Raw genomic sequence first — 26,022 nt, forward strand, 5'->3', positions numbered from 1 at the left:
CACAGACAAGGATCGGCGCGATCGTGATGAAGGTGGGCAACGGGGTCAGTGGCAGGTGCCGCTGCCCGAGTCGGAGAACGGCGTTGCCGGGTCCGGAACGAATCGGAAGTCGTAGCTCTGCGGGTGGAGCGCCAGCTTCATCACGCCGAAGATGTTCGTCTTGCGCAGCTGCGAGTTGGCCGCCGTGGTCCCGAAGCCGGTGAAGTTCTCACCGCCGGTCCCGACGACGAACTGGCGGATACCGCTGGTCGCGTCTGCCTTTCCTGAGGGGTCTTGGGGCGCGAACCGCTCGTAGGAGTGCGCGTGACCCGACAGGTAGATGTCGACGCCGGCGTCGTACATGTCGGCGACGAGCGGGGCGATGTCCGCGCTGGCGAACGAGTTGGAGCTCCAGCGCGGGCGGTGGCCGTACACGAGCGTGCACACGTTGGGGTGCGCCGCCAGGTCGGCCTTGAGCCACGTTTCCTGAGGCGAGCCGACGGCGCAGCCGGTCCCGCCGTTGATCCGTGTGCACTCGGCGTTGATGGAGACGATGTGCCAGGCCCCGACGTCGTAGCTGTAGTAGCCGTCGCACCTGGAGGTGCACGTCGGCTGGCGCGGCGTGGCGAGATTGCCGAAGTAGGTGAAGTAGCCGCCGGCGCCCGTCGTGCCGTACTCGTGGTTGCCGACGGTGGGATCGGTCAGTGACTTGAAGGCGCCCCACGACGCGCCATAGGAGGTCTTGTAGTCGGAGAGCGTGCCGCTGTTGTACTGGCCGTCGCCCAGCATGAGGACCGAAGCGGGACTGAGGCTCTGGACGAGCTGGGCGGTCGCACCCATGTGGCATGCGGTAGCCGTGCCGGCGCCGCCGTTGTACGCGGCCTCGGTGGGCGCGCACGCGACATCGCCGGCGCCGACGACGACGGGGTCGGACGACGGCGGTGCGCCGGCCGTGACCTCCAGGTACGGGGCGTTCGCGCTCTCACGACTGTCGAACAGGCGGACGGCGGTCGCACCCGTCGTCAACGCGAAGCTGTAGGTGCCGTTCGACTGCACGTACTTCGTGACATCGATGCTGATCCACGTGCCGGCCGTCAGGGCGCCGGAGTTCGCCACGAGGGTGCCGAGCGCGGGCCGGTTGTTGTAGGTGATTCCGGACTCCGTCCAGGACGACGGCTCGACCGCCAGCTTGACCGGCGTCGTGCCGGTCGAGCGGGTGTAGACGTGCAGCAGGACCTGGTCGGGCGCCGCCGTGAAGTTCGTGACGTCGAACTTCAGGTAGATGATGTTCACGGGTGAGGCGTCGGCCTGGAGCGTCGTGCCCGAACCGAAGTTCGCGTCGGGCGCGTTCGAGGCGACGTACGCGTCGGCCGAGGCGACAACGCTGACCGTGGCGGCGTCGGCGGACAGGGCCGGGCTGCAGGCGAACCCGGCGAGACAGAGGAGAGCGACGATCGCCAGTGAGCGAGTCAGCTTGTTCATGAGTTGTCCTTAGTCGCGGGCCGTGGCGGGTTGCCACGGGATGCGAAGTCGTACATCGGATTGCTGAAGCGATGCGCCTGCAAAGACATTGGCGCGACGAATGACTGCCGACCTTCGGCGGGTCGGGTGTTGTGCCATGAGACGAACATTGAGAAAGCTGTCGGCGGATCAACCCCTATTCATCGGCGGCTGTACCGAAAAGCAGCTTGTCCACCCGCTCCTCGGACCCGGTTCGCGCCGCTTGGGCGGCGTGGAGATGTGCGCGTGCGGCCACCTCGTCGCCGGCCAGACACGTGAGGCCGGCACGGTGCAGATCCCGCGCGCCTGCTGCGAGCTCTTCCTTCAGGGCCGGCAACGGCGCAGGCGGTAGCGCGAGCAGGGCCTCGGCGGCCCGCACCAGCCGCGAGCAGCCCGGTCGGGCCTTCGCTGCGACGCCGGCGGCCAGGGCCGCACCCACGACGGCGACGCTGTCGTTGAGCTCGATCTGAACGGGCTCGGCTGTCTTCATCCAGGCCTGGACGGCTGGGCGCGTGCCGGGCACGGACACTGCCTGGGATCGTGTCGAGGTCTGGGGTTGGGCCACGGACAGCGACGTCGGCACCGTCGGCGCGGGCGCGTGCGGCCCGCTCTGACACGCGGCCAAGCCGGTCGCGAGCGACACGCATACGAGCCATGCGCGTCGCCGACCCATCAGGTCGGCGCGACGCTGCGTCTCGTGGCGAACGAGGCGCTGCCACAGGTGTTGCAGTCGGTGCACGCGTTTTCCCCCCGGAATTACCCCCACAGCGATTGTGCCCCCGTGGCGCGGGTCTGGGGCGGGAACGGCAGCACGAGCGGCCCGTTCCCGAGATGTACGTGCACCTGTACAGGTCGGGAACGGGCCGCTGTGGCCGGAAGGAAGCTAGGCCGGCAGGCCGTCCGGCGGCCGCGCCGGCGTGGTGTCCGCCATCTGGCCGACACCAGCGACGTGCGGCTCGGTCCGACGGCCTTCGGCCAACGCATCGACTGCGGGTTCCAGGACGGTCGCTCCGATGGCGGGGCGCCCCGTCCCGACGACCGTCCCGGCGATGACGTCGGCCCAGCCGAAGTTCGGCGACTGGATGTGCGTCACCGTGCCGACGTGCGTGAGGAACTTCTCGAGGATCTCCACCTCGCGCTGCCTGAGCTTGTCGATGCCCCTCCTCTTGGAGCGGCGCCCTCGGCGGAGCGAGATGGCCTGCTCCATCGTCGAGAACGGTGGGAAGCCGTATGCGTCCTCCGTGTTGGCCATCAGCGTTCGCCTCGCCTCATCGTGCGACAGGGGTGCGGTCAGCGCCGGACCCCGCCCGATGATGAAGATGCGGCTGACCTGCCCGCTCGGCCGGTATGCGGCGGTGGGCACGAGGGTGCGGATCTGGTACTTCGGTGGCGGCACGAGGATCTGCGTGAGCGCGTTGATGGCGATGATCGGGATGTTGAGCCGCGCCAGGAAGAGTGCGAACGTGCGGCCGTCCTTGGAGTGGATTCGGCTCTGGAGGGCCAGCGCGGCCCGACGCCCGACCGACAGCACGCTGTTGTCGACCGCTCGCAGCGTGTGTGAGCTGATGGTCAGCGGCTTGGGGAACGAGTACGCCACGCCGTTGCCGTTGATGATCGTCATGTCGTCCGACAGGAAGCCTGCGATGGTCGGGTGCTCCCGCATCAACCTCAGGATGGTGCCGGTCTTGCCGGTGTCCGTCTGAGCCGACAGCATGATGGTCTCGTTGCCCAGCTGCAGGGTCGCCGAGTGCAGGAGCATGAACCCCTTGTTGACGAGCACGAACCGCAGCAGGGCCTCGACGACGTTGGTGTAGACGACGTGGTGCGACCGTGCCAGGAGCGGGCTGACCGTCACACTGGTGCGGTTGTCCAGGTCGACGCGGAAGTTCGCGCCCAGCGACCCCAGGTGCTCGCGGTAGACGAAGAGGCCCGGCCCCATGGTGGCTCGCACGCGCGTGGACATCCGTCGGTAGCCGACGTATCCACGGCGGACGGTGATGTCGGCATGCTTGCACGGCAGGCGATCCACCTCGAACTCGGCCAGCTCCGGCAGCTTCACCTCCGACAGGATGGTGCACAGGCCGTGAATGGAGTACCGGCGCAGCTTCGTCCGCCGCCGCGGCTTGAGGTTGATGGCCATGTGTGGACCGAGCGGATCGTCGTTCATCTCGACGAGGACCTCGGCCTTGGTGGGACGCGTGGCCGCCTCGTCCGTGAAGTCCGCGACCACGGTCCGGGTGTGCCAGATCCACCGCTCGCTGATGTAGAAGCGCGCGACGAAGATGACGGTGATGGCGACCAGGTTGGCCCACAGGTGATTGAGCCCCAGCCACACGAGCGCCAACAGGATCGGCACCCTGAGGACCAGGTTGAAGGCATTGTTGACGGCCCAGCTCTTGGCGAACGCCACCCTCCTCGAGGTGCCGGGTGGCCGGTGCCGGTACACCAGGCGGTCGGCCAGAACGAAGTTCCAGACCGTGGAGACCTGTGTCGCGGCAATGGCGGCCACCGTCAGCATCATGTTGTATTGAGCTGCGTCAGAGGCGCCCCCCGCCTCTGGATCTGCGACGAAGCGGGACCCGACGACGACAGCCAGCCAGAAGGCCAGCTGGTTGACGGCTATACCCGTCGCGCCGATGATCCCGAAGCCCAGCGCGCGCCTCGCGGTCGAGCTTTTTGACGTGGTCATACGTTCCCCCCACCTTGAAGTTGTACGGCCGTGGTGGCCGCTAAAACGTCGTGCGCATACGCCGCTAGGCGTCGTGCACACACGCGGGACCGCTGCAGGCGCAGCCTCCCGCCCAGGACGGCGCCCCCGCGCCGAACCTGTCGTGGATCCAGAGGCCGCCCATGAGCCGGGCAACCGCAAGCACGGCGACCACCACGGCGGCGACCAAGGACAGCAGCGCCATGACCGCTCCTGCGACGAGATGCGTCAGGGGTAGGGCCATGCTCCTGGGCGACATGCTGTCTGCCACGGGGTTCAGAATGCGCCCGCGCCAACCGGGTCCGGAGCAGAACGCGGCAACCTCCGTCCCCGTTCAGCAGAAGTGGCAGGACGAATGCGCGCAAGGTTCACGCAACGGCCCCGGCCCGATCCCCTCGCGTTCACGCAGCAGCGCCGGCTCCCCGAAAGGCTTGTGGCGTAAGTGAACTCACTTCCAGGCAATCTTTCGGGCGAACGAGAGGCTCCATCCGTGAACACTCCCACCATCCTGAGGTCCGGCCTGGTCGGCACCCTCGCCGCGGCTGCTGCCTTCGTCCTGGGAGGCTCGGCGGCAGACGCGCACGACGGCCTGCCCGTCGCCAACGTGCCACACGCCAACCCGCGCTTCGGTATCGAGAACAACGTCCTGACGCCGTCGGCGAGCCAGACGTCCGTCGCCTGGGGCAACCTGCCCCTGGCCAACCCCGACAGCGCCAACGGGGTCACCCACTACGGCTACAACACCCTCGACGGCGCGCCGCTGACGCAGACCGAGAACGAAGCCCACAAGACCGAGCCCGACAAGAACGTCTACCTCGTCCTCGGCGGCAGGCACTACCTCTACCAGGGCCACGAGATCGGCCCGCGCGGCTACGTCACCCGGATCAACCTCGACGAGACCGACCCGCTCAAGCGCGTCACGCTGATCTCCGACACCGACACGGCAGGCAACGCCTATCCGACGGTCGACGGCATCACGTGGGACCCCTTCACCAGGCAGCTGCTGCTCACGGCGGAGTCGAACGCCCCCAAGGGTGGCGTCTTCGGCGTGAGCCTCGACGCGAACGGCGACCCGGCCGACGGCGGCAAGGCCACCCGCCTGCCGGCTCTGGGCTCCGGCGGCTTCGAGGGCATCCAGAACGACTCGGCCGGCAACGTCTGGATCGTCGAGGACATCGGCGGCAAGAGTGCGGGCGGCGGCAAGGTTCCCAACAGCTTCGTCTACCGCTTCGTCCCGGCCGACAAGAGCGACCTCGCCAAGGGCGGCAGGCTCCAGGCGCTGCAGATCCAGCGGCGGGACGGCTCGCCGGCCACCACCTCCGAGCTGCAGGGCAACCCCTCCGACACGTTCATCGGCCAGCTGCACACCTACGGCACGTCGTTCTCCACGAAGTGGGTCACCATCCACACCGGCACGACGGAGAGCTTCGACGCCACGGCCGCCGCCAAGGCAGCCAACGCCACGCCGCTCAAGCGCCCCGAGAACGGCGTCTTCCGCCCAGGCACCGGGTTCCGCGATTTCTACTTCACCGAGACGGGCGACACGACGACGTCGAGCAGCCTGCCCGGCGCGTACGGCGGCGTCTTCCGCGTCTCGCAGAGCAGCCCGAGCGCCGACACCGGCCGCATCTCCATCGCCGCGGTCGGCGACCAGGAGCACACCGGCTTCGACAACATCGCCTTCGCCACCGCCGACGACATGCTCGTCGTCGAGGACGCGGGTGACAGCCTGCACGGCCAACGCAACGCGCTCGACTCGGGCTACGTCTATCACCTCGGTAAGGGACGGGAGCAGGACGAGCGGTCGTATGCCGCCAAGGGCGCTCACGCTCCCCGACCCCTCCGCTTCCTGGCGGAGGGACGTGACGCGTCCGCCACCTTCGACGCGATGAGCGGCCCGTCGTACAACGACGGCGACAACGAGATCACCGGCATGCACGTCTCCAACGGCGACCCGACGGCGGCGGGGCTGCTCGGCGCCAAGCTCCCGCAGCCGACAGACCCCGCATGGCGCACGTTCTGGACGCAGCAGCACGGCGACAACACCACGTGGGAGATCCACTGGAACGGCAAGGGCGAGGACGGGCGGGACTGATTCCTCCCGGTCCACCTCGTCCGCTGCCGGTCCGGCGGCGCGACGTGCGCCGCTGGACCCGCAGCCGGGAGGCCGCTGTCGGACGCAGGGGCTAACGTCGGCGCATGGCCGAGAAGCTCACGAGGCAGGCGGCGTCCGACGCCCTGCCGAACTGGCGGTTCCTGCTCCAGCGCGTCCACCTGACGGTCCGCACCCGTGATGCCGGCGCGGCGGCGGAGTTCGTCGTCCGTGTCGCGGAGATCGGTCGCCGGCACGACCACCACCCCGACATCGACCTGCGCGAGGAGGTGGTGCACCTGGCGCTGTCCACGACGGAGGTCGACGGGGTGACCGAGCGGGACGTCACCGTCGCGAGGGCGATCGACGAGGTGGTGGACGAGCTCGGCCTCGTGTCCGAGCCGGGGCGCCTCACGGTGGCTGAGATCGCGATCGACGCCTTGGACATCGACGCCGTGCGTCCCTTCTGGGAGGCGGTCCTCGGTTACGACGCGGTGGCCAGGGACGACCTGCGCGACCCGTTGAGGATGGCGCCCGCCGTGTGGTTCCAGCAGATGGACGAGCCGCGTCCGCAGCGCAACCGCATCCACATCGACGTCACCGTCGCCCACGACGAGGCCCCGGGCCGCCTCGAGCGGGCTCTGGCTGCCGGGGGCCGGCTCGTCTCGGCCGAGCGCGCGCCGGCTTTCTGGGTCCTCGCCGACGCCGAGGGCAACGAGGCCTGCCTGTGCACGTGGCAGGGTCGGGACCCCGCCGCCGCCGGCTGACGACGCCGCTCAGCCTGCCTGCGCCGCATCGTGGGCGGCGAGGGCCACGAGGTCGGCGACCTCCGCGGCGTGCGTGTAGAGGTTGTTGTGCGAGCCGCCGAGCCGCGCCGTGCGCACGCTCGGGGCGTTGCGGGCGGCCGTCGCGAGGCGGTCGAGCCAGTCGAACGGCGCGTACGCGTCGTGCACCCCGGACGTGACCGTCACCGGCGCGCGCAGGTGGCCGATCCGCTCCTCGGGGGCGTCCCGCAGGCCGGAACCGAGGATGGCCACCATCCCGGCGCGGCCACGCCAGGCCTCGGCCGGGTCGATCTCGCTGGGGCGGTCGTCGCGGTAGGCGAGGGACGTCGCCGACGCCAGACCGGTGAGCCGTCGTTGCTGCGGGCAGAAGGTCGGGCCGGCCAGGACGAGGGAGAGGCGGCGGCGCCGAGCCCCGAGGGCCAGGGCAGCGGTCAGGGCCGCCTGCGCGCCGGTCGAGTGCCCGAGGACGACGACGGGCCGGTCGGCGGCCCGGCTCTCGACCCAGCGGGCAGCGGTCAGGCCGATGGCGTGGATGTCGGGCCGCGTGTGCCGGGGGCGAGAGGACCCGAACCCGGGAAGGTCGAGGACCGTGCACGGCAGGCCGCGCGCTGCCAGCGCGGCGGCGGTGCGCCGGGTGTAGAAGGTCAGTCCGAGCCCGGGCAGCACGACCACGAGCGGCCCTGTGGAATCGTGCGGTTCTGTGGCGTCGAGCGGTTCTGTGGCGTCGAGCGGCTCCGTGGCGTCGAACCGGTCACCGAAGGCGAGCGAGCGGACCACGCGGCCCCGGACGGCGGTGAGGCGCTCCCGGCCGCCCGTGCCCTGCCCCGGAACCCTCTCGTCGCCCACCCGCGTGACTCTAGGACGCAGGCGCACGGGTGAGGCCATCCTCGACCGGCGTGGCGCCGTCGAGCAGGAGTCGGTCCGGTTCGACGGGCAGCGCGGGTCTCCAGCTCCCTGACGACAGCAGGCGTGCCGGTGACGAGGTTGTCGACGGCCACGTCCTCGCAGCCGTCGTCGAGCAGCCGGCGACAGAGCCACGCGCCCAGGAATCCACGCCGGACGCGTACCCGTGCCCCGACGGGTGAAACGGAGGGCCGGCAGCGGCGGCGCGGTACCGAACCACCTCGGCAGGGGATACGCCCGCTCTTTCGCAGGCGGCCCCGGCGGGTCATGCTGTGGCATGGCAACCGACACCGACCACACCTTCGACGTCATCGTCATCGGCCTCGGCCCGGGCGGTGAGCTCGTGGCCGGCACGCTCGCCGAGCGCGGCCTGCGCGTCCTCGCGGTCGACCGCAACCTCGTGGGGGGCGAGTGCCCCTACTGGGGCTGCATCCCGTCGAAGATGATGGTCCGCGCGGCAGACGCGCTCGCCGAGGCCCGCCGCGTCGAGGGCCTGGCCGGATCGGTGCGCGAGGTGCAGCCCGACTGGTCGGTCGTGGCCAAGCGCATCCGCGAGGAGGCCACCGACAACTGGAACGACCAGGCCGCCGTCGACCGCCTCACGGGCAAGGGGGCGACCTTCCTTCGTGGCACCGGCCGCATCACCGGCCCGGGAAGCGTCGACGTCGACGGCACGGCGTATGCCGCCACGAGGGGCGTCGTCGTCGACCCCGGCACCACTCCTGCGGTCCCGCCCATCGACGGGCTGAGTGACACCCCCTACTGGACCAACCACGAGATCATCGAGGCGGCCGAGCTGCCCGCCTCTCTCGTCGTGCTCGGCGGGGGCGCCATCGGCTGCGAGCTGGGCCAGGTGATGGCGCGGTTCGGCGTGAAGGTCACCATCGTCGAGTCGGCCGAGCGCATCCTCGCGCACGAGGAGCCGGAGGCCTCCGGGAAGCTCCTCGACGCGTTCGAGACCGACGGCATCACCGTCCGCGCCGGCGTCCGCGCCGAGAGGGTGACCCACGACGGCTCGGCCTTCACCGTCACGCTCGCCGACGGTTCCACCCTCGAGGCCGAGCGACTGCTCGTGGCCACCGGGCGCCGCGCCGACCCCGCTGCCGTCGGGCTCGACACGGTGGGCGTCCCGGCCGACTCACGCACCGCCCCCGTCGACGAGCGTTGCCGGGTCACCGACGGAGTGTGGGCGATCGGCGACATCACCGGCAAGGGCGCCTTCACGCACGTCTCGATGTACCAGGCGGGCATCGTCATCCGCGACGTCCTCGGCGAGGATGGGCCCCCGGCCGAGTATGCCGCCCTCCCGCGCGTCACGTTCACCGATCCCGAGGTCGGGGCCGTCGGGATGACCGAGTCGCAGGCGCGAGAACAGCTGGCGAACGTGACCGTGGGCGTGACGCAGCTCGGGGAGACCACTCGTGGCTGGATCGCCAGGGCGGACGGCCTCATCAAGGTCGTCGCCGACGCGGACCGCGGTGTCCTCGTGGGAGCCACGACGATGGCACCGGCCGGCGGCGAGGTGCTCGGGGCCCTGGCCGTCGCCGTGCACGGCGAGGTGCCGATCGACCGGCTCCGGTCGATGATCTACGCCTACCCGACGCTGCACCGCGGCATCGAGGCGGCGCTCGGTCAGCTCGGCCGGCTCGGCTGAGCAGGCGCCGGCGACGGGCCGATGACGTCTGGGTGACGGTTCTGCGCGGGTGCGCACGCGGCGCACAGGTTGCGCCTCGGGGGAGATATACGCTCAGGCCATGGCACAGCGAATGCTCGCCCTCGACCTCGACGGCACGACCCTGAACCACCTGGGCGAGCTGTCCCCACGGGTGCGCGACGCGGTCCGGGGCCTGCCCGACGACGTCGCCGTGGTCATCGCGACGGGGCGCTCCATCATCGCCACGATGCCCGTGCTGGAGGCGCTGGGACTGGAGGAGGGCTACGCCGTCTGCTCCAACGGGGCCCTGACGCTGCAGCTCAACGCCGCCGCACCGGAGGGCTACTCGATCATCGACAAGGTGACGTTCGACCCGCGGGCGGTCCTGGAGAAGATGCGGGTCGAGCTGCCCGAGGCCCTCATCGCCGTGGAGGAGCCCGGCGTCGGGTTCAAGGTCAGCAAGCACTTCCCGGACGGCGAGCTCATGGGCCACTCGCGCGAGGTCGCGTGGGAGGAGCTGATCGCCCACCCCGTCACCCGTGTCACCCTCCGCCAGCCGGAGTCCACGGCCGAGGAGTTCATGGAGCTCGTCGAGCGCGCCGGTCTGCACGGGGTGTCGTATGCCGTGGGGTGGTCGGCATGGCTCGACATCAACCCGGAGGGCGTGTCCAAGGCCAGCGCCCTCGAGCTCGTGCGCCGGCAGCTGCGCGTGGAGCCGATCCACACGATCGCCTGCGGCGACCAGCGCAACGACCTCGAGATGCTGCACTGGGCCGCGTGGGGTGTCGCCATGGGCAACGCGCCCGCCGAGGTCAAGGCGATCGCCGACGAGGTGGCCGGGCACGTCGACGAGGACGGCCTCGCCCCGGTCCTCGAGGCGGTGGCGCAGGCCGTGCGCGACGGCGTCCCCTTCCGGGACGGCGTGGAGTCGGCGGCCACCGCTCGCCTCGAGCTCTAGCGGGTCTCGTCCGGGTGCCGTGTCGAGAACCGGCCGCCCCGTTCGACGCAGTGGTGAGGCGGGGCCGACGAGGACCCTGCGCCACCCACAGAGGAGACCGCCATGCGTTTCATGATTCTCGTGCCGTCGACGCCCCTCATCGAGAGGGGGACCATGGGCACGGAGCAGCAGTTCGCCGACATGCAGGCCTACAACGAGGAGATGCTCAAGGCGGGTGTCTTCGTGGACGGTGAGGGTCTGCACCCGACGTCCAAGGGCGCCCGCGCGGCCTGGCAGGACGGCGAGTGGGTCGTCACCGACGGTCCGTTCGCGGAGTCCAAGGAGCTGGTCGCGGGGTTCACGATCATCGACGTGAGCTCGCGCGAGGAGGCCCTCGAGTGGCTCAGGAAGTGGCCGGTGTCGTGCGCTCCGGAGCCCGGCTACGCCCTCGAGCTGCGCCAGATCCTGCGCGCGAAGGACTTCGGCGACGAGCTGACGCCTGAGCTGCGCGAGCGCGAGGAGCAGATGCGGGTCGAGGCCGCGCGCAACGCGGCCCGCGGCTGAGCGGGGGCTCGCAAGGCCTGCGTCAGTGGTGCGCGGGGTGGCACAGTGTCGGAGTGACGAGCCGGAGCACTCAGCCGCTGCCCAGCGCCGACGAGGTGCGCCGGACCCTGGAGGCCGTCTGGCGCATGGAGGCGGCGAAGGTCACGGCCGTCGTCGCCCGCCTGGTCCACGACGTCGGCCTGGCCGAGGACCTCGCGCAGGACGCCTTCGTGCAGGCACTCGAGCAGTGGCCCCGCGACGGCATACCGAAGACGCCGGGCGCCTGGCTCACGGCGACGGCACGTCGGCGGGCCATCGACCGGATCCGACGGGAGGTCAACCTCGCCGGCAAGCTCCAGCAGGTGGGCCACTCGGAGGAGCTGCGGGTGGCCCACCTGGCCGAGGGGGAGTTCGACGCGGCACTCGAGGACATCGACGACGACGTCCTCGGGCTGGTCTTCGCCGCCTGCCACCCCGCCCTCACGGCCCAGGCGCGAATCTGCCTGACGCTGCGCATGATCGGCGGCCTGACGACCCGCGAGATCGCCCGAGCGTTCCTCACCAGCGAGGCGACCGTCGCCCAGCGCATCTCCCGCGCCAAGAAGACGCTGAGCCAGGACGGCGTCACCATCGAGGTGCCCTCCGGGGCCGAGCTCGCCCCACGGCTCGCGTCCGTCCTCGAGGTGGTCTACCTGGTCTTCAACGAGGGGTATGCCGCCACGTCGGGCCGCGACTGGCTGCGCGGTGACCTCATGGAGGAGGCCATCCGGCTCGGGCGGGTGCTGGCAGCGCTCGCGCCTCGGGAGCCGGAGGTCCACGGCCTGCTGGCGCTCATGGAGATCCAGGCCTCGCGCACCCGCGCGCGCATGGGGCGGGACGGCGAGCCGGTCCTGCTCCTGGACCAGGACCGCACGAAGTGGGACTGGGCCCTGGTCAACCACGCGCTCGCCGAGCTCGAGCGGGCGATGTGGCTCGTCGGCCCGGGCCGGGGAGCGGCCGGGCCGTACATGCTGCAGGCTGCCATCGCCGCGTGCCACGCCCGGGCCCGCACCGCCGAGGCCACCGACTGGGCGCGCATCGTCGCGCTCTACGACCGGCTCGGTGAGCTGCGGCCCTCGCCGGTCGTCGAGCTCAACCGGGCCGTCGCCCTGTCCTTCGCCGAAGGCCCCGGCCCGGCGCTAGAGGCCGTCGACCGTCTCGCCGAAGCCGGTGCCCTCGCCGACTACCACCTGCTGCCCAGTGTCCGCGGCGACCTCCTCGCCCGGCTCGGCCGTGACGAGGAGGCCCGCGTGGAGCTCACCCGGGCCGCCCGCCTCACCCAGAACGAGGCCGAGCGGGCGCTGCTCCTGCGTCGCGCTGCAGACCTCGTGCCTCGTCCCGCCGGTTCGCAGCCAGGCTCGTCAGCGTGACGACGGCCAGGATGCCCACGATGACCGCGAGGGAGAGCAGCGTCGGGATCTCCGGCACGCTCGGCCACACGCCGTGCGCCCAGTGCAGCACCAGCTTGGCGCCGATGAAGGCGAGGATCAGCGACAGGCCGTGGCCGAGGTGCACGAGCTTGGCCAGCGCGCCCTCGAGCAGGAAGTAGAGCGCGCGGAGGCCGAGCAGTGCGAAGGCGTTCGTCGCGAAGACGAGGTAGGGGTCGCCGGTGATCCCGTAGACGGCCGGCACCGAGTCGATGGCGAAGACGATGTCGGTGCCGAGGATCGCGACGGCCACGAGGGCCAGCGGCGTCAGCGCCCGGCGACCGTCACGTCGCACCGTGAGGTGCGTGCCGGCATACGAGTCGGTGACGGGGTGGAGGCGGCGGATCAGCCGGACGCTGCGCAGGGAGTCGACGTCGATGGCGTGGTCGCCGTGCGAGAGCGCGTCCCGGCCGACCTTCACCGCGGTGGCGAGCAGGATCGCGCCGAAGAGCAGGAAGGTCCACGCGAAGCTCGCGATCATCTGCGCGCCGAGGGCGATGAAGACGCCGCGCAGCACGAGGGCGCCGCCGACGCCGATGAGCAGCACCCGCTGGCGCAGCTCGCGCGGCACGGCGAACGCCGAGAGCAGGATGATGAAGACGAAGAGGTTGTCGACGGAGAGCGACTTCTCGACGAGGTAGCCGGTGTAGTACTCGAGGCCCTGGTCGGAGCCGTACTGCCACCAGAGCCAGCCGCCGAAGACGACCGGGACGGCGATGTAGAAGGCCGACCAGCCGACCGCCTCGCGCATGCTCGGGTCGTGCGGGCGGCGGGTGATCAGGAAGTCGACGACGAAGAGGGCGGCGACGCCGGCGATGGTCGCGAGCCAGAGCGTCGGCGAGCCGATCGAGTCGCTGACCGGCGCGGGCGTCGCGGCGGCCGGGAGGGCAGTGAGCATGGGTCTCCTCAGAACGATGTCTGAGGTCTCCTTCACCGACTGCCGTCGGCCACGGACCGGGGTGGTCGTGGGACCACCGTACTGACCGGTGCGCGCGAGGAAGTACTCCCCTCGCCACCGATCATACCGGCAGGCGGCCGGGCACCGAAAATGCCCGGCCGCCTGCCGGCTCAGACCTGGCGCGTCGCGTGCGTCGCGAGCCCGGCGAGCTCGTCGGACGTCACGGGCTTGGTGCCGGCCGTCCAGTCGCTCGGGTCGAGGGCGTACTCCGTGCCGTATGCGGGCTGGCCGGGCTGGGTGCGCCATCCCTCGGCCAGCGGGCCGAGGTCGAGGGTGTCGTAGCCGATGGCGTCGAGCGCCTTGCGCACCGTGACCTTCGCCTCGGCGTCGTCACCCGCGACCGCGAGGGCGCTGCGGCCCTCGGAACCCGCCGGCTGCAGCGGCCGGGCGAGGTCGCGCAGGTGCTGGAAGAAGATGTTGTTGAAGCCCTTGACGACGTGCGACTGCGGCAGGTGCGCCTGGAGCAGCTCGGAACTCGTCGTGGAGCCGGCGTCCAGGGCGGCGACCTGCCCGTCGCGCTGGGGGTAGTAGTTCATCGTGTCGATGACCACCTTGCCCGCGAGCTCGGCGACGGGGACGTCGCGGTAGGCCTTGAGCGGGATCGTCACCACGACGACATCGCCCGCGGTCGCGGCCTCCTCCGGCGTCGCCGCCCGGGCATGCGGGCCCAGCTCCTCGACGAGGTCGGCGAGGGTCTCGGGCCCCCTCCTGTTGCTGAGCACGACGTCGTGTCCGGCCGCGATCGCGAGCCGGGCGACGGTGCTGCCGATGTTGCCGCTGCCGATGAGGCCCCAGGTGGTCATGGCGTGGTCAACCGCCGGCCGCCGCCGCCCATTCCGCCCGGCTCCTCCCCGTCGTCGGTCCGGTCGAACAGCACCTGGGCGCCGAGTGCCATCGCCCGGTCGCGGTCCCGCTCGAGCTCCCTTTCGCTCGGTGTGACACGAGGCGCACGTCGTGTGGCGCAGCGCCCCGGATGGGATGCTGGCCCTGCCATGACGAACCCCACGCGCCAACCCCGTGAGCTGACGATCACGTCGGTATCCAACCCGCGCCTGAAGTCCCTGCTCGCCCTGCGCCGCCGCCGCACCCGTCAGGAGACCGACGAGACGCTCGTCGAGGGCTACGAGGAGATCGGGCTCGCGCTCTCCTCCGGGGTGCGGCCATCCGCCGTCTACGTCTGCGAGCAGCTCTTCAGCCCCGCGGGACGGGCCGGGTCGCAGGACATCGGGCACCAGGAGGAGCTGCTCGCCCGGCTGCGCCACGACCGGGTCGAGGTCGTGCACCTGAGCCGCAGCGCCTTCGAGAAGGTCAGCTACCGCGAGGGACCGGACGGCCTGCTCGCGGTCGTGCACAGCGTCGAGCACACCCTGGCCGATCTCCGCGTCGACGGCCCGGACCACCTGAGCCTGCTCAGCCAGGGAGTCGAGAAGCCGGGCAACCTCGGCGCCATGCTCCGCACCGCTGACGCGGCCGGGGTGGATGCCGTCGTCGCGGCCGATCCCGTCACCGACTGGGGAAACCCCAACGTCGTGCGGGCGAGCAAGGGCACCGTCTTCGCGGTGCCGGCGGCCAGCGCGACGACGGCCCAGGCGCTCGAGTGGATCCACGCCCACGACATCCGCCTCGTCGTCACCACCCCCGAGACCGACCTGCTGCACACCGACGTCGACTACACCGGCCGTGTCGCCATCGCCGTCGGCAGCGAGAAGCACGGCGCCGACCGCACCCTCCTCGAGGCCGCCACCCACCGCGTCCGCATCCCGATGCACGGCAAGGCCAACAGCCTCAACGTCGCCGCGTCCGCCGCGATCGTCCTCTACGAGGCGGTCCGCCAGCGCGACTCCCGCTGAGCGCCCCACCCACCTCGCGCACCAGCGGGAGGTGGCGTGACGGCATACGAAACGACGGGATGTCTCGACGGCCCGACCGTTGGTTGGGACGAGCACTAGCGGGTAGGGGTGGGGGTGGTCAAGAGCACCCCTTGGCGTGTGTCACGATGTTCTGTATGCGAGTTGACCACGTCTCCTATGCAGCGGAGGCCGGTGGCCTCAAGGCCACAGCCGCCCGGCTGTCCGAGCTCATCGGCGTCGCGCCGGTCGACGGCGGGGTGCATCCCCGGTTCGGCACGCGCAACGTGATCTTCCCCCTGGCCAAGGACCACTATCTCGAGGTCGTCGAGGTGCTCGACCACCCGGCCTCCGACAAGGCGCCCTTCGGGCAGGCCGTCCGCGCCGCCTCCGAGGCCGGCGGCGGCTGGCTCGGCTGGGTCGTCGCCGTCGACGACATCAGCCTCGTCGAGCAGCGCCTTGGCCGTGAGGCGGTCGTCGGCAACCGGCACCGCCCCGACGGCACCGAGCTCAAGTGGCGCCAGGTCGGCATCAAGGGCCTCATGGCCGACCCGCAGGTCCCCTACTTCATCGAGTGGGACGACATGACGGTGCACCCTTCGGCGGGTGCCGACACGCCGGTCTCGATCGACAAGCTCGAGATCGCCGGTGACCCCAAGCGCGTACGCGAGTGGCTCGGCCCCGAGAACAGCTTCGACAAGGGCGGCATCCGGTTCACCTTCGTCGCCCCGCACGGCACGCCCGGCCTGCTGTCGGTCACCTTCGACACCCCGACCGGCAAGGTCACCATCTGACCTCCCCCGCTCGACTCGCACGCGAAGCGGCGGCCACCCTGCCCGGGTGGCCGCCGCTTCGTCGTCCCCGGGGACTCCGGGGTCATTTGCCCTGCGGCTCAGCGAGCGGGCCCGCCCTCGGTCACGGCGCGTGACCGCCCGCCCCGGACCGTGGGTCGAGGCGTCAGGCCTCGACGCAGAACTCGTTCCCCTCCGGGTCCGCCATGACGACGACGTCGCCGTCGCTGCCCGTCACGGTCGCCCCCAGCGCGACGAGCCGCTCGACCTCCGCCTCGACCGGGCCCACGGCGCGCAGGTCGAAGTGCTGGCGGTTCTTCGCGGTCTTGTTCTCGGGAACGCGCTGGAACCACAGAGTTGGCCCTCCCCAGCCCGCCGGCTCGACCCAGGCGCGGTCAGCGGTGCTGTCCTCGTCGACGTCCGAGCCGAGCGCCGCGGCCCAGAAGGCAGCGAGCACCAGGGTGTCCGAGGCGTCGAAGGTCACGGACTTCACGAAAGCCACCATGCCCCCAACCTAGGGGCCGCGTGGTCGGGGAGAGCGCCCGGCGAGTCACGGGCAGTGCATGGCCAGGCAGTGAGGGTCAGCGGTGCCAGCGCTTCAGGCGCAGGGAGTTGCTCACGACGAGCACCGACGACAGCGCCATGGTCGCACCGGCGATCATCGGGTTGAGCAGCCCGAACGCTGCGAGCGGGATGGCGGCGGCGTTGTAGCCGAAGGCCCACGCGAGGTTCTGCTTGATGACGCGCAGCGTCTCGCGGGACAGCCCGATGGCATCGCCGACGGCGTCGAGGTCGGAGCGCACGAGCACGATGTCGGCCGAGTCCATGGCGACGTCGGTGCCCGAGCCCATCGCCAGGCCGAGGTCGGCCTGGGCGAGGGCGGCCGCGTCGTTGACCCCGTCGCCGACCATGGCCACGACTCGCCCCGACTGCTGCAGCTGCGTCACGACCTCGTGCTTCTGCGCCGGCATGACGTCAGCGCGCACGTTCGCCGCCTCGATGCCAACCTGCTCGGCGACGCTGCGGGCGTTGGAGGAGCTGTCCCCGGTCAGCAGGTAGGGCGTGAGCCCGAGCGCCCGCAGCCGGGCGATGGCCGCCTTGGAGGTGTCGCGCACCGTGTCCTCGACCGTGAGGGCGGCCTGGGCCACCCCGTCCCAGCCCACGAACACCGTCGTGCCGGCGTGGTTGCGGGCGTGCTCGAGCAGCTCGGGGTCGACACGCTCGAAGAGGGCGGACTTGCCGACCGTGACCTCGGTGTCCTTGATGCGCGCCGTGGCCCCCTCTCCGGGGTTGGCCTCGAAGTCGAGGATGCGCGGCAGCTCGAGATGCGCCAGACGGGCTCCCTCGACGACGGCGCGCGCGATGGGGTGCTCGCTGCCCTGTTCGACGGCGGCGGCCGCGGTCAGCGCGGCCTTCTTGGAGAGCTTGCCGCGCACCGCGATGCTCCGCAGCTGCAGCGCACCGGTGGTGATGGTGCCGGTCTTGTCGAGGACGACGGTGTCGACACGGCGGGTGTCCTCGAGCACCTGCGGGCCCTTGATCAGCGTGCCGAGCTGGGCGCCGCGACCCGTGCCGACGAGCAGCGCCGTGGGAGTGGCGAGACCGAGTGCGCAGGGGCAGGCGATGATCAGGACGGTGACGGCCACGGCGAGCGAGGTGCCCACGTCGTGACCCGTGACGAGCCAGCCGACGAGGGTGGCCAGGGCGAGCACGAGCACGACCGGCACGAAGACCGCTGAGACGCGGTCGGCGAGGCGCTGGACGTCGGCCTTGCCGGTCTGCGCGGTCTCGACCAGCCGCTGGATGGCGGCGAGCATGGTGTCGGCGCCGACCTTGCGGGCCTCGACGACGATGCGTCCGGTGCTGTTGACCGACCCGCCGGTCACCTCGTCGCCGGGCGAGACGTCAACCGGGGTGGACTCGCCGGTGACGAGGCTGGCGTCGACCGCGCTCGAGCCCTCGAGCACGACGCCGTCGGTGGCCACCTTCTCGCCGGGACGGACGATGAAGTGGTCGCCCACGACGAGCTCGCTCACCGGGATGCGCGCTTCGCCGGTGACTCGTGTGCGCGGGTCGATACGCAGCACCGAGACGTCCTTGGCGCCCAGGTCGAGCAGGGAGCCCAGGGCGTCCTTGCCGGAGTCCTTGGCTCGTGCCTCGAGGAAGCGGCCGGTGAGCAGGAAGGTCGTGACGACGGCGGCGACCTCGAAGTAGAGGTGCATCCCACCCTGCAGCAGCTCCACGACGGAGTAGCCCCAGGCGGCGAGCACGCCCAGCGACACGAGGGTGTCCATGGTCGAGGCGAGGTGCCGCGCGTTGACGGCCGCGGCCCGGTGGAACGGCCACGCGCACCAGAACACGACCGGGGTCGCCAGGAGGAACTGCAGCCAGGGGCTCGCCCCGGACGTCGGCAGCACCATGGCGAGGAACAGCACCGGGACGGTCAGGGCGATCGCGGTGACGAGCCGCGGCTTCAGGACGTTCTGGGCGGGCGCGTGGTCGAGGTGGCTGTCCTCGCGCACCTGGCCGCGGTCGCCGGGCGGCTGGTGCGCCACGGCGGTCGTGGCCGTCGTGGCCCTGGTGGCCGCGGTGGCACGGGCCTTGCGCCGGGCGCGGCCCTGGGCACGGAGCTTCTCGAGCAGCACGCCTGCTCCGGCCGTGTGGGCGGCACCGGCCGGGGCTCTGTCGGAGCCGTCGATGACGGTGGCGCCGTAGCCGGTCTTCTTCACCTCGGCCACGATCTGCTCGACCGTGACGGGGGACGAGAAGGAGACGAGCGCCTTCTCCGTGGCGAGGTTGACGGTGGCCGACTCGACGCCGGCCACCTTGGACAGCTTGCGCTCGATCCGCGCCGAGCAGGAGGCGCAGGTCATGCCGGTGATGGCGAGGCGCACCTCCTCGGAAGCGCGCTCGCCGGTGGCTGCCGGTGCCTGGCCGGTGCTCATCGGAGGCTGTAACCCGCCTCGGCGACGGCGGACGCGACGGCGGCCGGGTCGAGAGGTGCCTCGCTCGTGATGGTGACGGGGGAGTCCTCGCCCGGGTGCAGGTCGACGGCGACTGCGACGACACCGGGCAGGTCCGAGAGCTCCTCGCTGACCGAGGCGCTGCAGTGGCCACACGTCATGCCGACGACGGTGATCTCGGTCTGGGTGGTCTCGCTCATCGGGGTGCCTCCTCGGGCGTCGGGGTCGGTGGAGTGCTCGTCGGGGCGGCTGGTGTGGCCGGTGGCTAGCTGCGCACCAGCCGTGCGATGGCGTCGGAGGCCTCACGGACCTTCTCGGCCGCGGCCTCGTCCGACTCCCGGGCCGCGTCGACGACGCAGTGCGCGACGTGGTCCTCGAGCAGACCGAGGCTGACCGCCTGCAGCGCCTTGGTGATGGCGCTGACCTGCGTCAGGATGTCGATGCAGTAGGTGTCGGTGTCGACCATCTTCTGCACTCCCCGGACCTGGCCCTCGATGCGGCGCAGCCGCTTCAGGTAGTCGTCCTTGCTGCCGGTGTAGCCAGCCATTGGCACCTCCTCGATGTCGAGAACACGATACCCCCGCAGGGTATTTCGGCAACCATCTACCGGCTCTCGCTCCCGTGGCGCGCCAGCCACTCCTTCGCGAGCCGCTTGGGTGCCCGCACCAGCCACGCGTCCGTCACCACCTCGCGGATCTCCGCCGCCGTCAGACGGCCGAGGTCGCGCTCGAGGAGGAGCACCGCGTTGTAGCCGTTCCAGTGCGGTGTCGTGAACCACGGCGAGTCACGGTCGGAGACCATCGCCTCCTTGTCCTCCGCAGTGCACCGGAAGGCGAGGACATCCTCGTAGAGGGCCCCGGTCTGCGGGTCGAAGGCGTCCTTGCGCGGCTCCCGGGCGAACACGAACGTCGCGCCGCGCACCCGGAAGGCGGGTCGGCCGCCGCTCTCCGGCTCACGGGTCACCTCGGGCAGCGCGAGGGCCGCCTCCTCGATGTCGCGGAGCGTGGCAGGGCGCGGGCGGGACATGGCTTCCCACGGTAGCCCGCGTCCCGGCGCACCTGAAGGGGGCGCGCTGGCGGGGCTCCAGGCGTCATGCCGTCAGGCGAGGTAGTCGTCGACGAGCCGGCTCGCGAGGGCGGTGTAGGTCTGCGGCGTCAGCGCGACGAACCGCGCCTCGACGTCCGCCGGCAGCCCCAGGCCACGCACGAACTCGCGCAGGTCGTCGCCGTCGATCCGCCGTCCGCGGGTCAGCTCCTTGAGCCGCTCGTAGGGCTCCTCCATCCCGGGCACGCCCTGGGCGCCGAGCGCCCGCATCGCCGACTGGATCGGCTCGCCGAGCACCTCCCAGTTGGCCTCGAGGTCGGCCGCCATGCGCTCGGGCACGGCGTCGAGACCGGCCAGGCCGCGGGCGACGTTGTCGAGCGCGAGCATCGAGTGGCCGAACGCCGTGCCGATGTTGCGCTGCATGGAGCTGTCGGTGAGGTCGCGCTGCAGGCGGCTCTGCACGAGCGTGCTGCCGAGGACGTCGAGCAGGGCGTTGCTCACCTCGAGGTTGGCCTCCGCGTTCTCGAAGCGGATCGGGTTGACCTTGTGCGGCATCGTGCTCGACCCGACCGTGCCCTGGCCGCGGACCTGGGCGAAGTAGCCCATCGAGATGTAGGTCCACACGTCGGTGCAGAGGTTGTGCAGGATCCGGTTGAACCGGGCGACGTCGGCGTAGAGCTCGGCCTGCCAGTCGTGGCTCTCGATCTGGGTCGTCAGCGGGTTCCACGTGAGGCCCAGCCCCTCGACGAAGGCGCGCGACACGGCGGGCCAATCGACGTCCGGCAGGGCAAGGGCGTGGGCACCGTAGGTGCCGGTCGCGCCGTTGAACTTGCCGAGGTACTCCTGGCGCTCGATGCGGCGCAGCTGCCGGCCGAGGCGGTGGGCGAGGACGGCGAGCTCCTTGCCCATCGTCGTCGGCGTCGCGGGCTGGCCGTGCGTGTGGGCCAGGAGCGGCACGTCCTTGAGCTCGCGCGCCATCTCGGAGACCTGTCCGACGAGGGCCTGCGCCTTGGGCAGCCACACATGCTCGACGGCGCCCTTGACCATCAGGGCGTAGGAGAGGTTGTTGATGTCCTCGCTCGTGCAGCCGAAGTGGATGAGCTCCGCCAGGCCCTTGTCCTCGTCGGCCGGGGCGATCGCCGCCAGGCGCTTCTTCAGGAAGTACTCGACCGCCTTGACGTCGTGGACCGTCACCCGCTCGATGTCGCCGAGCTCGGCGACCTCGTCGGTGCCGAAGTCGTCGACGACCTTGCGCAGCGCGGCGACCTCCTCGTCGCTGAGCTTGCGCACGCCCGGGACCACGCCGTCGCTCGTCTGGTGGATGAGCCACTCGATCTCGACATGCACCCGCTGCCGGTTGAGCGCCGCCTCGGAGAGGTGGTCGACGAGGGGCGCGACGGCGCCGCGGTAGCGGCCGTCGAGCGCCCCGAGCGCGATGGGCGGGGTTGCGTCAGCAAGCGAAGCCATGACGCCATCCTCCCAGAGCACCGGGCATGGTCCGTATGCCGTCCGGCGCGTCCGTCACGGGCGCTCGGACCGGGCTGTCCGCACACGCGAGCTGTCGGCGCGCCCGGGCGCCGAGCGCTGAGTCAGTGACCCGGAAGTGGGTCAGTGACACAGGGGCGCGAGGCCGACGCCTCTCAGTCCCGCGATGCGGCGGCCCGCTGCAGCACGGCGAACGTCTCGCCCTGCGGTCCGGCAACGACGGCCACCCGGCCGTAGCGGGTGTCGGACGGCTGCTGCAGGACCGTGCCGCCGAGCGTCCGCACCTGCTCGGCGCTCGCGGCGCAGTCGGCCACCGCGAAGTAGGCCATCCAGTGCGACCGCACGTCGGCGGGCGCCTGCGCCGGGATGGCGCCGATGCCGGCGACCGGCCGCTCGCCGTCGAGGGTGGCGACCGAGTAGGAGAAGGCGGCGTCGCCGATCTCCTGCAGCTCGTAGCCGAAGACCCCGGCGTAGAAGGCCTTGCTGGTCGGGTAGTCGCGGCTCATCGACTCGGCCCAGGCGAGGGTGCCGGGCTCGTCGACGAGGTCGGCACCGGTGTGCTCGCGCGCCTGCCACAGGCCGTAGGCGGCCCCGGCCGGGTCGGCGCCCACGGCGATCCGGCCCACCTGGAGCACGTCCATCGGCTCCAGGAAGAAGACGCCCCCCGCCGACCTGGCCTGCTCGGCCGTCTCGTCGACGTCGTCGCTGGCGAGGTAGACGGTCCAGGCGTTCACCTGGCTCGGGTCGGTGGAGCTCCTCGCCATCGCGCCGGCGACGGCGTGGCCGTCCTTGAGCGCCATGACGTAGCCGCCCGCCTCGGGCGGGAGGTCCTCGAACGTCCAGCCGAACAGGCCGCCGTAGAAGTCGCGGGCGCCCTGCAGGTCGTCGACCATGACGTCGGCCCAGCACGGCGTTCCGGCCGCGAAGCTCTCCTCGTGGACGGGCATGGGTCCTCCTGTGGGTCAGCCGGCGATGGCGGATCGGGTTGGGCGGCAGGGCTGGTCAGTCGAGGTCCGGGACGAGGAGGGAGAAGACCTCTCCCTCGGGCCCCGCCAGCACCGCACCGAACCCGTAGGGGCCCTCGAAGGGCTCCTGCAGGAGGGTGGCCCCCAGGTCGAGGGCGCGCGCGACGTCCTCCAGGAGCTCGTGCGTCGCAAAGGAGACGACCCAGTGGGACGAGATCTGCGCAGGCCACTCGTCGTCGATCTCGGCGAGGCCGTAGGCCGGGTTGCCGTCCTCCGTGCGGGCGGTCGCCCAGCGCGGGCCGTCGGGCTCGGTCTCGTCGGTGAACGCGTGACCGAAGACGCGCAGGTGGAAGCCCTGCACGGCGTCGTAGTCGCGGGTCAGCAGCTCGTTCCAGGTGAGCGAGCCCGGCTCGTCGAGGACGCCGCTGCCGAGGAGGTCGCCCGGCTGCCAGACCCCGAAGTAGGACCCGCCGGGGTCGACGGCGATCATGGTCCGCGACAGGGCGCCGAGGGGGACCGGCCGGCCGAGGGTGCGACCGCCGTAGGCGTTGATGGCGCGTGCGGCCACCGCAAGGTCGCCGACCCTCAGGTAGGTGGTCCACTGGCTGGGGACAGGGGCGTTCGCGGGCCGCCGGCTCAGGCCGGCGACCGGCTGCCCGCCGAGCAGCGCCATCGTGTAGCCACCCGTCGCCCGGTCGCCCGTCACCCACTGCCAGCCGAAGAGCTTCCCGTAGAAGGCGCGTGCGCGCGACACGTCGCCGGCGAGCAGGTCGACCCAGCACGGTGAGCCGTAGGGGTAGTCGGGCACGATGACGTCGAGGCCTCACTTCGGGGTCAGGACCGCTCCCAGTCCACCTTGTCGTCGAGGCGGCCGGCCAGCCGGCTGTCCAGCTGGTCCCTGATGTGCGCAAGGATGCCACGGCAGGCGGCCTCCACCTCCGCGAAACACCGGGCGAAGTGCTCCTCCTTGCCGTACCACGGGTCGTCGGTCTCCAAGGTCCCGGCGGCGACCGCTTCGGGGTCGAACTCGCGGACGAGCCGGATCTTGCTGCGGTCGTCGGGAGTGCGCGCGAGGCGTCGCAGGGTCCGCACGTGGCCGGAGTCGGAGGCGAGGACGAGGTCGAGCTCGTCGAACTCGGCCGGGTCGAACTCGCGGGCGCGGTGGCGGGATGCGTCGTAGCCGTGCGAGGCCAGGGTGGCGATGGTCCGGGGGTCGGCCTGCTCCCCGACGTGCCAGTCTCCGGTGCCGCTCGAGCTGACGCTCACGTGGTCCGCGAGACCGGCGTCCTCGACCATGCTCTGGAGGATCACGTGACCCATGGGGGACCTGCAGATGTTGCCGCTGCACACGAAAGTGACGCGGACGGGCCGAGACGACATGATCCCCATTCAACACCGCGAATCGGGGGTTGAGACGGGAAGCGACGAGACTCGTTGAAGGCGGTCCCCGAGCGCGGCCCCCATCCGTTATGTGGCGGTGTGTCCTCCGGCTGTCGGTGGCCGGTGACACGGTGTGGCCCATGACGACGTGGCCCATGACGACGACGCAGCCGAGCCCCTTCGTGGCGACCTCGCCGGAGCAGCTCGAGCCCGCCTTCGCCTCGGCCGTGGCCGCCGGCGACCTCGACGCCATGGTCGGGCTGTATGCCGCCGACGCCGTCGTGAGCCTGCCGCGCGGTCGCGAGGCGGCCGGCCACCGAGCGATCCGCGAGGCCTTCGCCGCCGCGCTGGCCGCCGGGGTCCTGGGCGCGGGCGGCGCGTGCGGCGAGGACGCGGCAGCGGTGTCGGTCCGGGCACTCGTCACGGGCGACCTCGCCATGACGACGTCGTCCCGCGCCGACGGCACCGTCTGCACGCAGGTGGCCCGGCGCACCGCCGACGGGGGTTGGCTGTGGGTCCGGGACGGCTCGCGGCTGCGCGAGGCCGACGCGTGCCTCCCCTCACCGTCCGGTGACCTCGTCGTGGCGTAGTTTCGCTCCGTGACCGACGCATCCTCGGGGCCCGACGCACCTGCGCCCGCCCGGGCCGGGGACACGGCTGACACGGCTGGCACGGCTGGGACCACTGGCACGACGCGTCGCTCGCACTTCGTCGACCTGACGCCGCTGCGCTCCAGTCCCGCGTTCGCCCGGCTCTGGACCGGCAACACCCTCGCCGGCATCGGCACGTTCGTCACCAACACCACCGTCGGGCTGAACATCTACGACCTGACCCACTCGACGTTCATGGTCTCGCTCGTCGCCTGGTTCTCGCTGCTGCCGATGATCGTCGCCGGTCTCTACGGTGGTGCGATCGCCGACCGCTTCGACCGGCGGTCGGTGGCCCTCATCGCCGGCACCGTGGCCTGGGGCTCGACGGTCACGCTCGCGACCCTCGCGTGGGCCCAGGTCCATGTCGTCTGGGCGTTCTACGTCATCACCACCGTCAACGCCGTGGCTGCCACGATCGCCTCGGCCACGCGCCAGGCGATCATCCCGAGGCTGCTGCCCGCGCAGCTGCTGCCCAAGGCGGCGGCGCTCATGGGCATCTCCGGCGGCGTCATGGTGACCGTGGGGCCGGGTGTGGCGGGCGTGCTCGTCGCGCGGGCCGGCTACGCCTGGACCTACACGGTCGACGTCGTCCTCTTCTTCGCCGGCTTCTTCGGGCTCTGGACGCTCCCACGCATCCGGCCCGAGGGGGAGGTGCCGACCGCTGGGGGTTTCCGCTCGGTCGTCGACGGCCTGACGCACCTGCGCCGGTCACCCAACGTCCGGATGAGCTTCATCGTCGACATCATCGCGATGACCTTCGGCCAGCCGATGGTCCTCTTTCCCGCGGTGGGGGCCGTCGTCATCGGCGGCGGGTCCGTCACGGCGGGCATCCTGCTGGCCGCCTTCGCGGTCGGCGGCATCGTCTCGAGCCTCGTCTCCGGCCGGGTGACCGGCCTGCGGTGGCAGGGCCTCGCCATCCGCAACGCGATCGTCTCCTACGGCCTGGGCATCCTCGGCTTCGGTGCCGTGCTCGCGGTCACCGAGCTCGGAGGCCACGCGGTCGACTCGATGGACTTCGGCGCGGTCAACCGCTGGGCGCTGGCGGTCGCGGCCCTCTGCCTGGCCGTCGCCGGAGGATCCGACAACGTCAGCGCCATCTTCCGGCAGTCCATCCTGCAGTCGGCGGTGCCCGACCACCTGCGCGGGCGCACCCAGGGCGTGTTCACCGTCGTGGTGACCGGTGGCCCGCGCCTCGGGCAGATGTTCGCCGGCACGCTCGCGACCGTCACGGCCACCTGGGTGCCGTCCGTCGTGGGTGGGGCGCTCGTCGTGCTCCTCGTCGTCGTCACCGTGGCGAGGGTGCCCTCGTTCCGCGACTACGACGCCCTGGACCCCCAGCCCTGACCGGGCCCGGCCGCCTTGAGTCCCCGGCC

The 26,022-nt window shown here is 71.5% G+C and carries 26 protein-coding genes; 10 read left to right on the top strand and 16 right to left on the bottom strand.

What is annotated here, in order from left to right:
- Positions 1-45: 45 nt before the first annotated feature.
- The 4 genes from LQK93_RS10360 to LQK93_RS10375 all read right to left on the bottom strand — a co-directional run bounded on the left by LQK93_RS10360 (position 46) and on the right by LQK93_RS10375 (position 4,457).
- Entirely contained in the window at positions 46-1,461 is a 1,416-nt protein-coding gene (locus LQK93_RS10360; RefSeq protein WP_374967716.1) for a DNRLRE domain-containing protein, read from the bottom strand.
- Positions 1,462-1,636: 175 nt separating this feature from the next.
- Entirely contained in the window at positions 1,637-2,122 is a 486-nt protein-coding gene (locus LQK93_RS10365; RefSeq protein ID WP_374967717.1) for a hypothetical protein, read from the bottom strand.
- A 240-nt stretch (positions 2,123-2,362) separates the two neighbouring features.
- The gene (locus LQK93_RS10370) at positions 2,363-4,168 is read right to left on the bottom strand and encodes a GtrA family protein (RefSeq protein WP_374967718.1); all 1,806 of its coding nucleotides are present in this window, start codon (positions 4,166-4,168) and stop codon (positions 2,363-2,365) included.
- A gap of 64 nt (positions 4,169-4,232) precedes the next feature.
- Positions 4,233-4,457 (bottom strand): hypothetical protein, encoded by a 225-nt coding sequence (locus LQK93_RS10375; RefSeq protein WP_374967719.1) that lies wholly within the window; start codon positions 4,455-4,457, stop codon positions 4,233-4,235.
- Between the two features lie 219 nt (positions 4,458-4,676).
- Here LQK93_RS10375 and LQK93_RS10380 point away from each other — a divergent pair, with 219 nt between their 5' ends.
- Together LQK93_RS10380 and LQK93_RS10385 are read left to right on the top strand one after the other, a co-directional pair.
- Positions 4,677-6,281 (top strand): alkaline phosphatase PhoX, encoded by a 1,605-nt coding sequence (locus LQK93_RS10380; protein WP_374967720.1) that lies wholly within the window; start codon positions 4,677-4,679, stop codon positions 6,279-6,281.
- 104 nt (positions 6,282-6,385) lie between these two features.
- On the top strand, positions 6,386-7,045 hold the full coding sequence (locus tag LQK93_RS10385; protein WP_374967721.1) for a VOC family protein: 660 nt from the start codon (positions 6,386-6,388) through the stop codon (positions 7,043-7,045).
- Positions 7,046-7,054: 9 nt separating this feature from the next.
- Here LQK93_RS10385 and LQK93_RS10390 read toward each other — a convergent pair whose 3' ends face one another.
- Positions 7,055-7,909: an alpha/beta fold hydrolase gene (locus LQK93_RS10390; protein WP_374967722.1), complete on the bottom strand. Its 855-nt coding sequence runs from the start codon at positions 7,907-7,909 to the stop codon at positions 7,055-7,057.
- Positions 7,910-8,243: 334 nt separating this feature from the next.
- On the opposite strand from LQK93_RS10390, the gene LQK93_RS10395 reads away from it, so the two are divergent.
- From LQK93_RS10395 to LQK93_RS10410, 4 genes are all read left to right on the top strand, one after another.
- Positions 8,244-9,620 (top strand): dihydrolipoyl dehydrogenase family protein, encoded by a 1,377-nt coding sequence (locus tag LQK93_RS10395; RefSeq protein WP_374967723.1) that lies wholly within the window; start codon positions 8,244-8,246, stop codon positions 9,618-9,620.
- Positions 9,621-9,720: 100 nt separating this feature from the next.
- Entirely contained in the window at positions 9,721-10,578 is an 858-nt protein-coding gene (locus LQK93_RS10400) for an HAD family hydrolase (protein WP_374967724.1), read from the top strand.
- A 102-nt stretch (positions 10,579-10,680) separates the two neighbouring features.
- Positions 10,681-11,121 carry a YciI family protein gene (locus LQK93_RS10405; protein WP_374967725.1) on the top strand — a complete coding sequence of 147 codons (441 nt, stop codon included), beginning with the start codon at positions 10,681-10,683 and terminating at the stop codon, positions 11,119-11,121.
- A 125-nt stretch (positions 11,122-11,246) separates the two neighbouring features.
- Positions 11,247-12,509: an RNA polymerase sigma factor gene (locus LQK93_RS10410; protein ID WP_374971482.1), complete on the top strand. Its 1,263-nt coding sequence runs from the start codon at positions 11,247-11,249 to the stop codon at positions 12,507-12,509.
- On the opposite strand, the gene LQK93_RS10415 is transcribed toward LQK93_RS10410, so the two are convergent.
- Together LQK93_RS10415 and LQK93_RS10420 are read right to left on the bottom strand one after the other, a co-directional pair.
- Positions 12,415-13,464 (bottom strand): TerC family protein, encoded by a 1,050-nt coding sequence (locus LQK93_RS10415; RefSeq protein WP_374967726.1) that lies wholly within the window; start codon positions 13,462-13,464, stop codon positions 12,415-12,417. The genes LQK93_RS10410 and LQK93_RS10415 overlap by 95 nt on opposite strands.
- Before the next feature lie 170 nt (positions 13,465-13,634).
- Entirely contained in the window at positions 13,635-14,537 is a 903-nt protein-coding gene (locus tag LQK93_RS10420; RefSeq protein WP_374967727.1) for an NADPH-dependent F420 reductase, read from the bottom strand.
- Between LQK93_RS10420 and LQK93_RS10425 the strand changes: the two genes are divergently transcribed.
- Both LQK93_RS10425 and LQK93_RS10430 read left to right on the top strand, forming a co-directional pair.
- Positions 14,517-15,374 (top strand): TrmH family RNA methyltransferase, encoded by an 858-nt coding sequence (locus LQK93_RS10425; protein ID WP_374967728.1) that lies wholly within the window; start codon positions 14,517-14,519, stop codon positions 15,372-15,374. The genes LQK93_RS10420 and LQK93_RS10425 overlap by 21 nt on opposite strands.
- A 155-nt stretch (positions 15,375-15,529) precedes the next feature.
- Positions 15,530-16,165, top strand: a complete 636-nt coding sequence (locus LQK93_RS10430; protein ID WP_374967729.1) for a VOC family protein — start codon at positions 15,530-15,532, stop codon at positions 16,163-16,165.
- Positions 16,166-16,328: 163 nt separating this feature from the next.
- Here LQK93_RS10430 and LQK93_RS10435 read toward each other — a convergent pair whose 3' ends face one another.
- The 9 genes from LQK93_RS10435 to LQK93_RS10475 all read right to left on the bottom strand — a co-directional run bounded on the left by LQK93_RS10435 (position 16,329) and on the right by LQK93_RS10475 (position 23,999).
- Positions 16,329-16,667 (bottom strand): VOC family protein, encoded by a 339-nt coding sequence (locus LQK93_RS10435; protein WP_374967730.1) that lies wholly within the window; start codon positions 16,665-16,667, stop codon positions 16,329-16,331.
- Between the two features lie 76 nt (positions 16,668-16,743).
- The gene (locus LQK93_RS10440; RefSeq protein ID WP_374967731.1) at positions 16,744-19,107 is read right to left on the bottom strand and encodes a heavy metal translocating P-type ATPase; all 2,364 of its coding nucleotides are present in this window, start codon (positions 19,105-19,107) and stop codon (positions 16,744-16,746) included.
- Positions 19,104-19,325, bottom strand: a complete 222-nt coding sequence (locus LQK93_RS10445) for a heavy-metal-associated domain-containing protein (RefSeq protein ID WP_374967732.1) — start codon at positions 19,323-19,325, stop codon at positions 19,104-19,106. The genes LQK93_RS10440 and LQK93_RS10445 overlap by 4 nt, the downstream gene beginning before the upstream one ends.
- Before the next feature lie 65 nt (positions 19,326-19,390).
- Complete coding sequence (locus LQK93_RS10450; RefSeq protein WP_374967733.1) at positions 19,391-19,672, bottom strand: metal-sensitive transcriptional regulator; 282 nt, start codon at positions 19,670-19,672, stop codon at positions 19,391-19,393.
- Positions 19,673-19,728: 56 nt separating this feature from the next.
- Positions 19,729-20,151 (bottom strand): MmcQ/YjbR family DNA-binding protein, encoded by a 423-nt coding sequence (locus tag LQK93_RS10455; protein ID WP_374967734.1) that lies wholly within the window; start codon positions 20,149-20,151, stop codon positions 19,729-19,731.
- Between the two features lie 72 nt (positions 20,152-20,223).
- A complete protein-coding gene (gene purB, locus LQK93_RS10460) occupies positions 20,224-21,636 on the bottom strand; it encodes an adenylosuccinate lyase (RefSeq protein WP_374967735.1) in 1,413 nt (470 codons plus the stop codon).
- Between the two features lie 173 nt (positions 21,637-21,809).
- Complete coding sequence (locus LQK93_RS10465; protein ID WP_374967736.1) at positions 21,810-22,601, bottom strand: VOC family protein; 792 nt, start codon at positions 22,599-22,601, stop codon at positions 21,810-21,812.
- 55 nt (positions 22,602-22,656) lie between these two features.
- Entirely contained in the window at positions 22,657-23,427 is a 771-nt protein-coding gene (locus tag LQK93_RS10470; protein WP_374967737.1) for a VOC family protein, read from the bottom strand.
- Positions 23,428-23,453: 26 nt separating this feature from the next.
- A complete protein-coding gene (locus tag LQK93_RS10475; RefSeq protein ID WP_374967738.1) occupies positions 23,454-23,999 on the bottom strand; it encodes a low molecular weight protein-tyrosine-phosphatase in 546 nt (181 codons plus the stop codon).
- Positions 24,000-24,139: 140 nt separating this feature from the next.
- On the opposite strand from LQK93_RS10475, the gene LQK93_RS10480 reads away from it, so the two are divergent.
- Positions 24,140-24,589: a YybH family protein gene (locus tag LQK93_RS10480; protein WP_374967739.1), complete on the top strand. Its 450-nt coding sequence runs from the start codon at positions 24,140-24,142 to the stop codon at positions 24,587-24,589.
- 9 nt (positions 24,590-24,598) lie between these two features.
- On the top strand, positions 24,599-25,993 hold the full coding sequence (locus LQK93_RS10485) for an MFS transporter (RefSeq protein WP_374967740.1): 1,395 nt from the start codon (positions 24,599-24,601) through the stop codon (positions 25,991-25,993).
- Positions 25,994-26,022: the final 29 nt, after the last annotated feature.

This window comes from Terrabacter sp. BE26, assembly GCF_041941675.1.
GTDB lineage: Bacteria > Actinomycetota > Actinomycetes > Actinomycetales > Dermatophilaceae > Terrabacter.

Coding starts and splice junctions, on each gene's coding strand:
- LQK93_RS10360 (WP_374967716.1), bottom strand. CDS start 1,461: ATGAACAAGCTGACTCGCTCACTGGCGATCGTCGCTCTCCTCTGTCTC.
- LQK93_RS10370 (WP_374967718.1), bottom strand. CDS start 4,168: ATGACCACGTCAAAAAGCTCGACCGCGAGGCGCGCGCTGGGCTTCGGG.
- LQK93_RS10385 (WP_374967721.1), top strand. CDS start 6,386: ATGGCCGAGAAGCTCACGAGGCAGGCGGCGTCCGACGCCCTGCCGAAC.
- LQK93_RS10395 (WP_374967723.1), top strand. CDS start 8,244: ATGGCAACCGACACCGACCACACCTTCGACGTCATCGTCATCGGCCTC.
- LQK93_RS10400 (WP_374967724.1), top strand. CDS start 9,721: ATGGCACAGCGAATGCTCGCCCTCGACCTCGACGGCACGACCCTGAAC.
- LQK93_RS10405 (WP_374967725.1), top strand. CDS start 10,681: ATGCGTTTCATGATTCTCGTGCCGTCGACGCCCCTCATCGAGAGGGGG.
- LQK93_RS10410 (WP_374971482.1), top strand. CDS start 11,247: ATGGAGGCGGCGAAGGTCACGGCCGTCGTCGCCCGCCTGGTCCACGAC.
- LQK93_RS10415 (WP_374967726.1), bottom strand. CDS start 13,464: ATGCTCACTGCCCTCCCGGCCGCCGCGACGCCCGCGCCGGTCAGCGAC.
- LQK93_RS10425 (WP_374967728.1), top strand. CDS start 14,517: ATGACGAACCCCACGCGCCAACCCCGTGAGCTGACGATCACGTCGGTA.
- LQK93_RS10430 (WP_374967729.1), top strand. CDS start 15,530: ATGCGAGTTGACCACGTCTCCTATGCAGCGGAGGCCGGTGGCCTCAAG.
- LQK93_RS10435 (WP_374967730.1), bottom strand. CDS start 16,667: ATGGTGGCTTTCGTGAAGTCCGTGACCTTCGACGCCTCGGACACCCTG.
- LQK93_RS10440 (WP_374967731.1), bottom strand. CDS start 19,107: ATGAGCACCGGCCAGGCACCGGCAGCCACCGGCGAGCGCGCTTCCGAG.
- LQK93_RS10445 (WP_374967732.1), bottom strand. CDS start 19,325: ATGAGCGAGACCACCCAGACCGAGATCACCGTCGTCGGCATGACGTGT.
- LQK93_RS10450 (WP_374967733.1), bottom strand. CDS start 19,672: ATGGCTGGCTACACCGGCAGCAAGGACGACTACCTGAAGCGGCTGCGC.
- LQK93_RS10455 (WP_374967734.1), bottom strand. CDS start 20,151: ATGTCCCGCCCGCGCCCTGCCACGCTCCGCGACATCGAGGAGGCGGCC.
- purB (WP_374967735.1), bottom strand. CDS start 21,636: ATGGCTTCGCTTGCTGACGCAACCCCGCCCATCGCGCTCGGGGCGCTC.
- LQK93_RS10465 (WP_374967736.1), bottom strand. CDS start 22,601: ATGCCCGTCCACGAGGAGAGCTTCGCGGCCGGAACGCCGTGCTGGGCC.
- LQK93_RS10475 (WP_374967738.1), bottom strand. CDS start 23,999: ATGTCGTCTCGGCCCGTCCGCGTCACTTTCGTGTGCAGCGGCAACATC.
- LQK93_RS10480 (WP_374967739.1), top strand. CDS start 24,140: ATGACGACGTGGCCCATGACGACGACGCAGCCGAGCCCCTTCGTGGCG.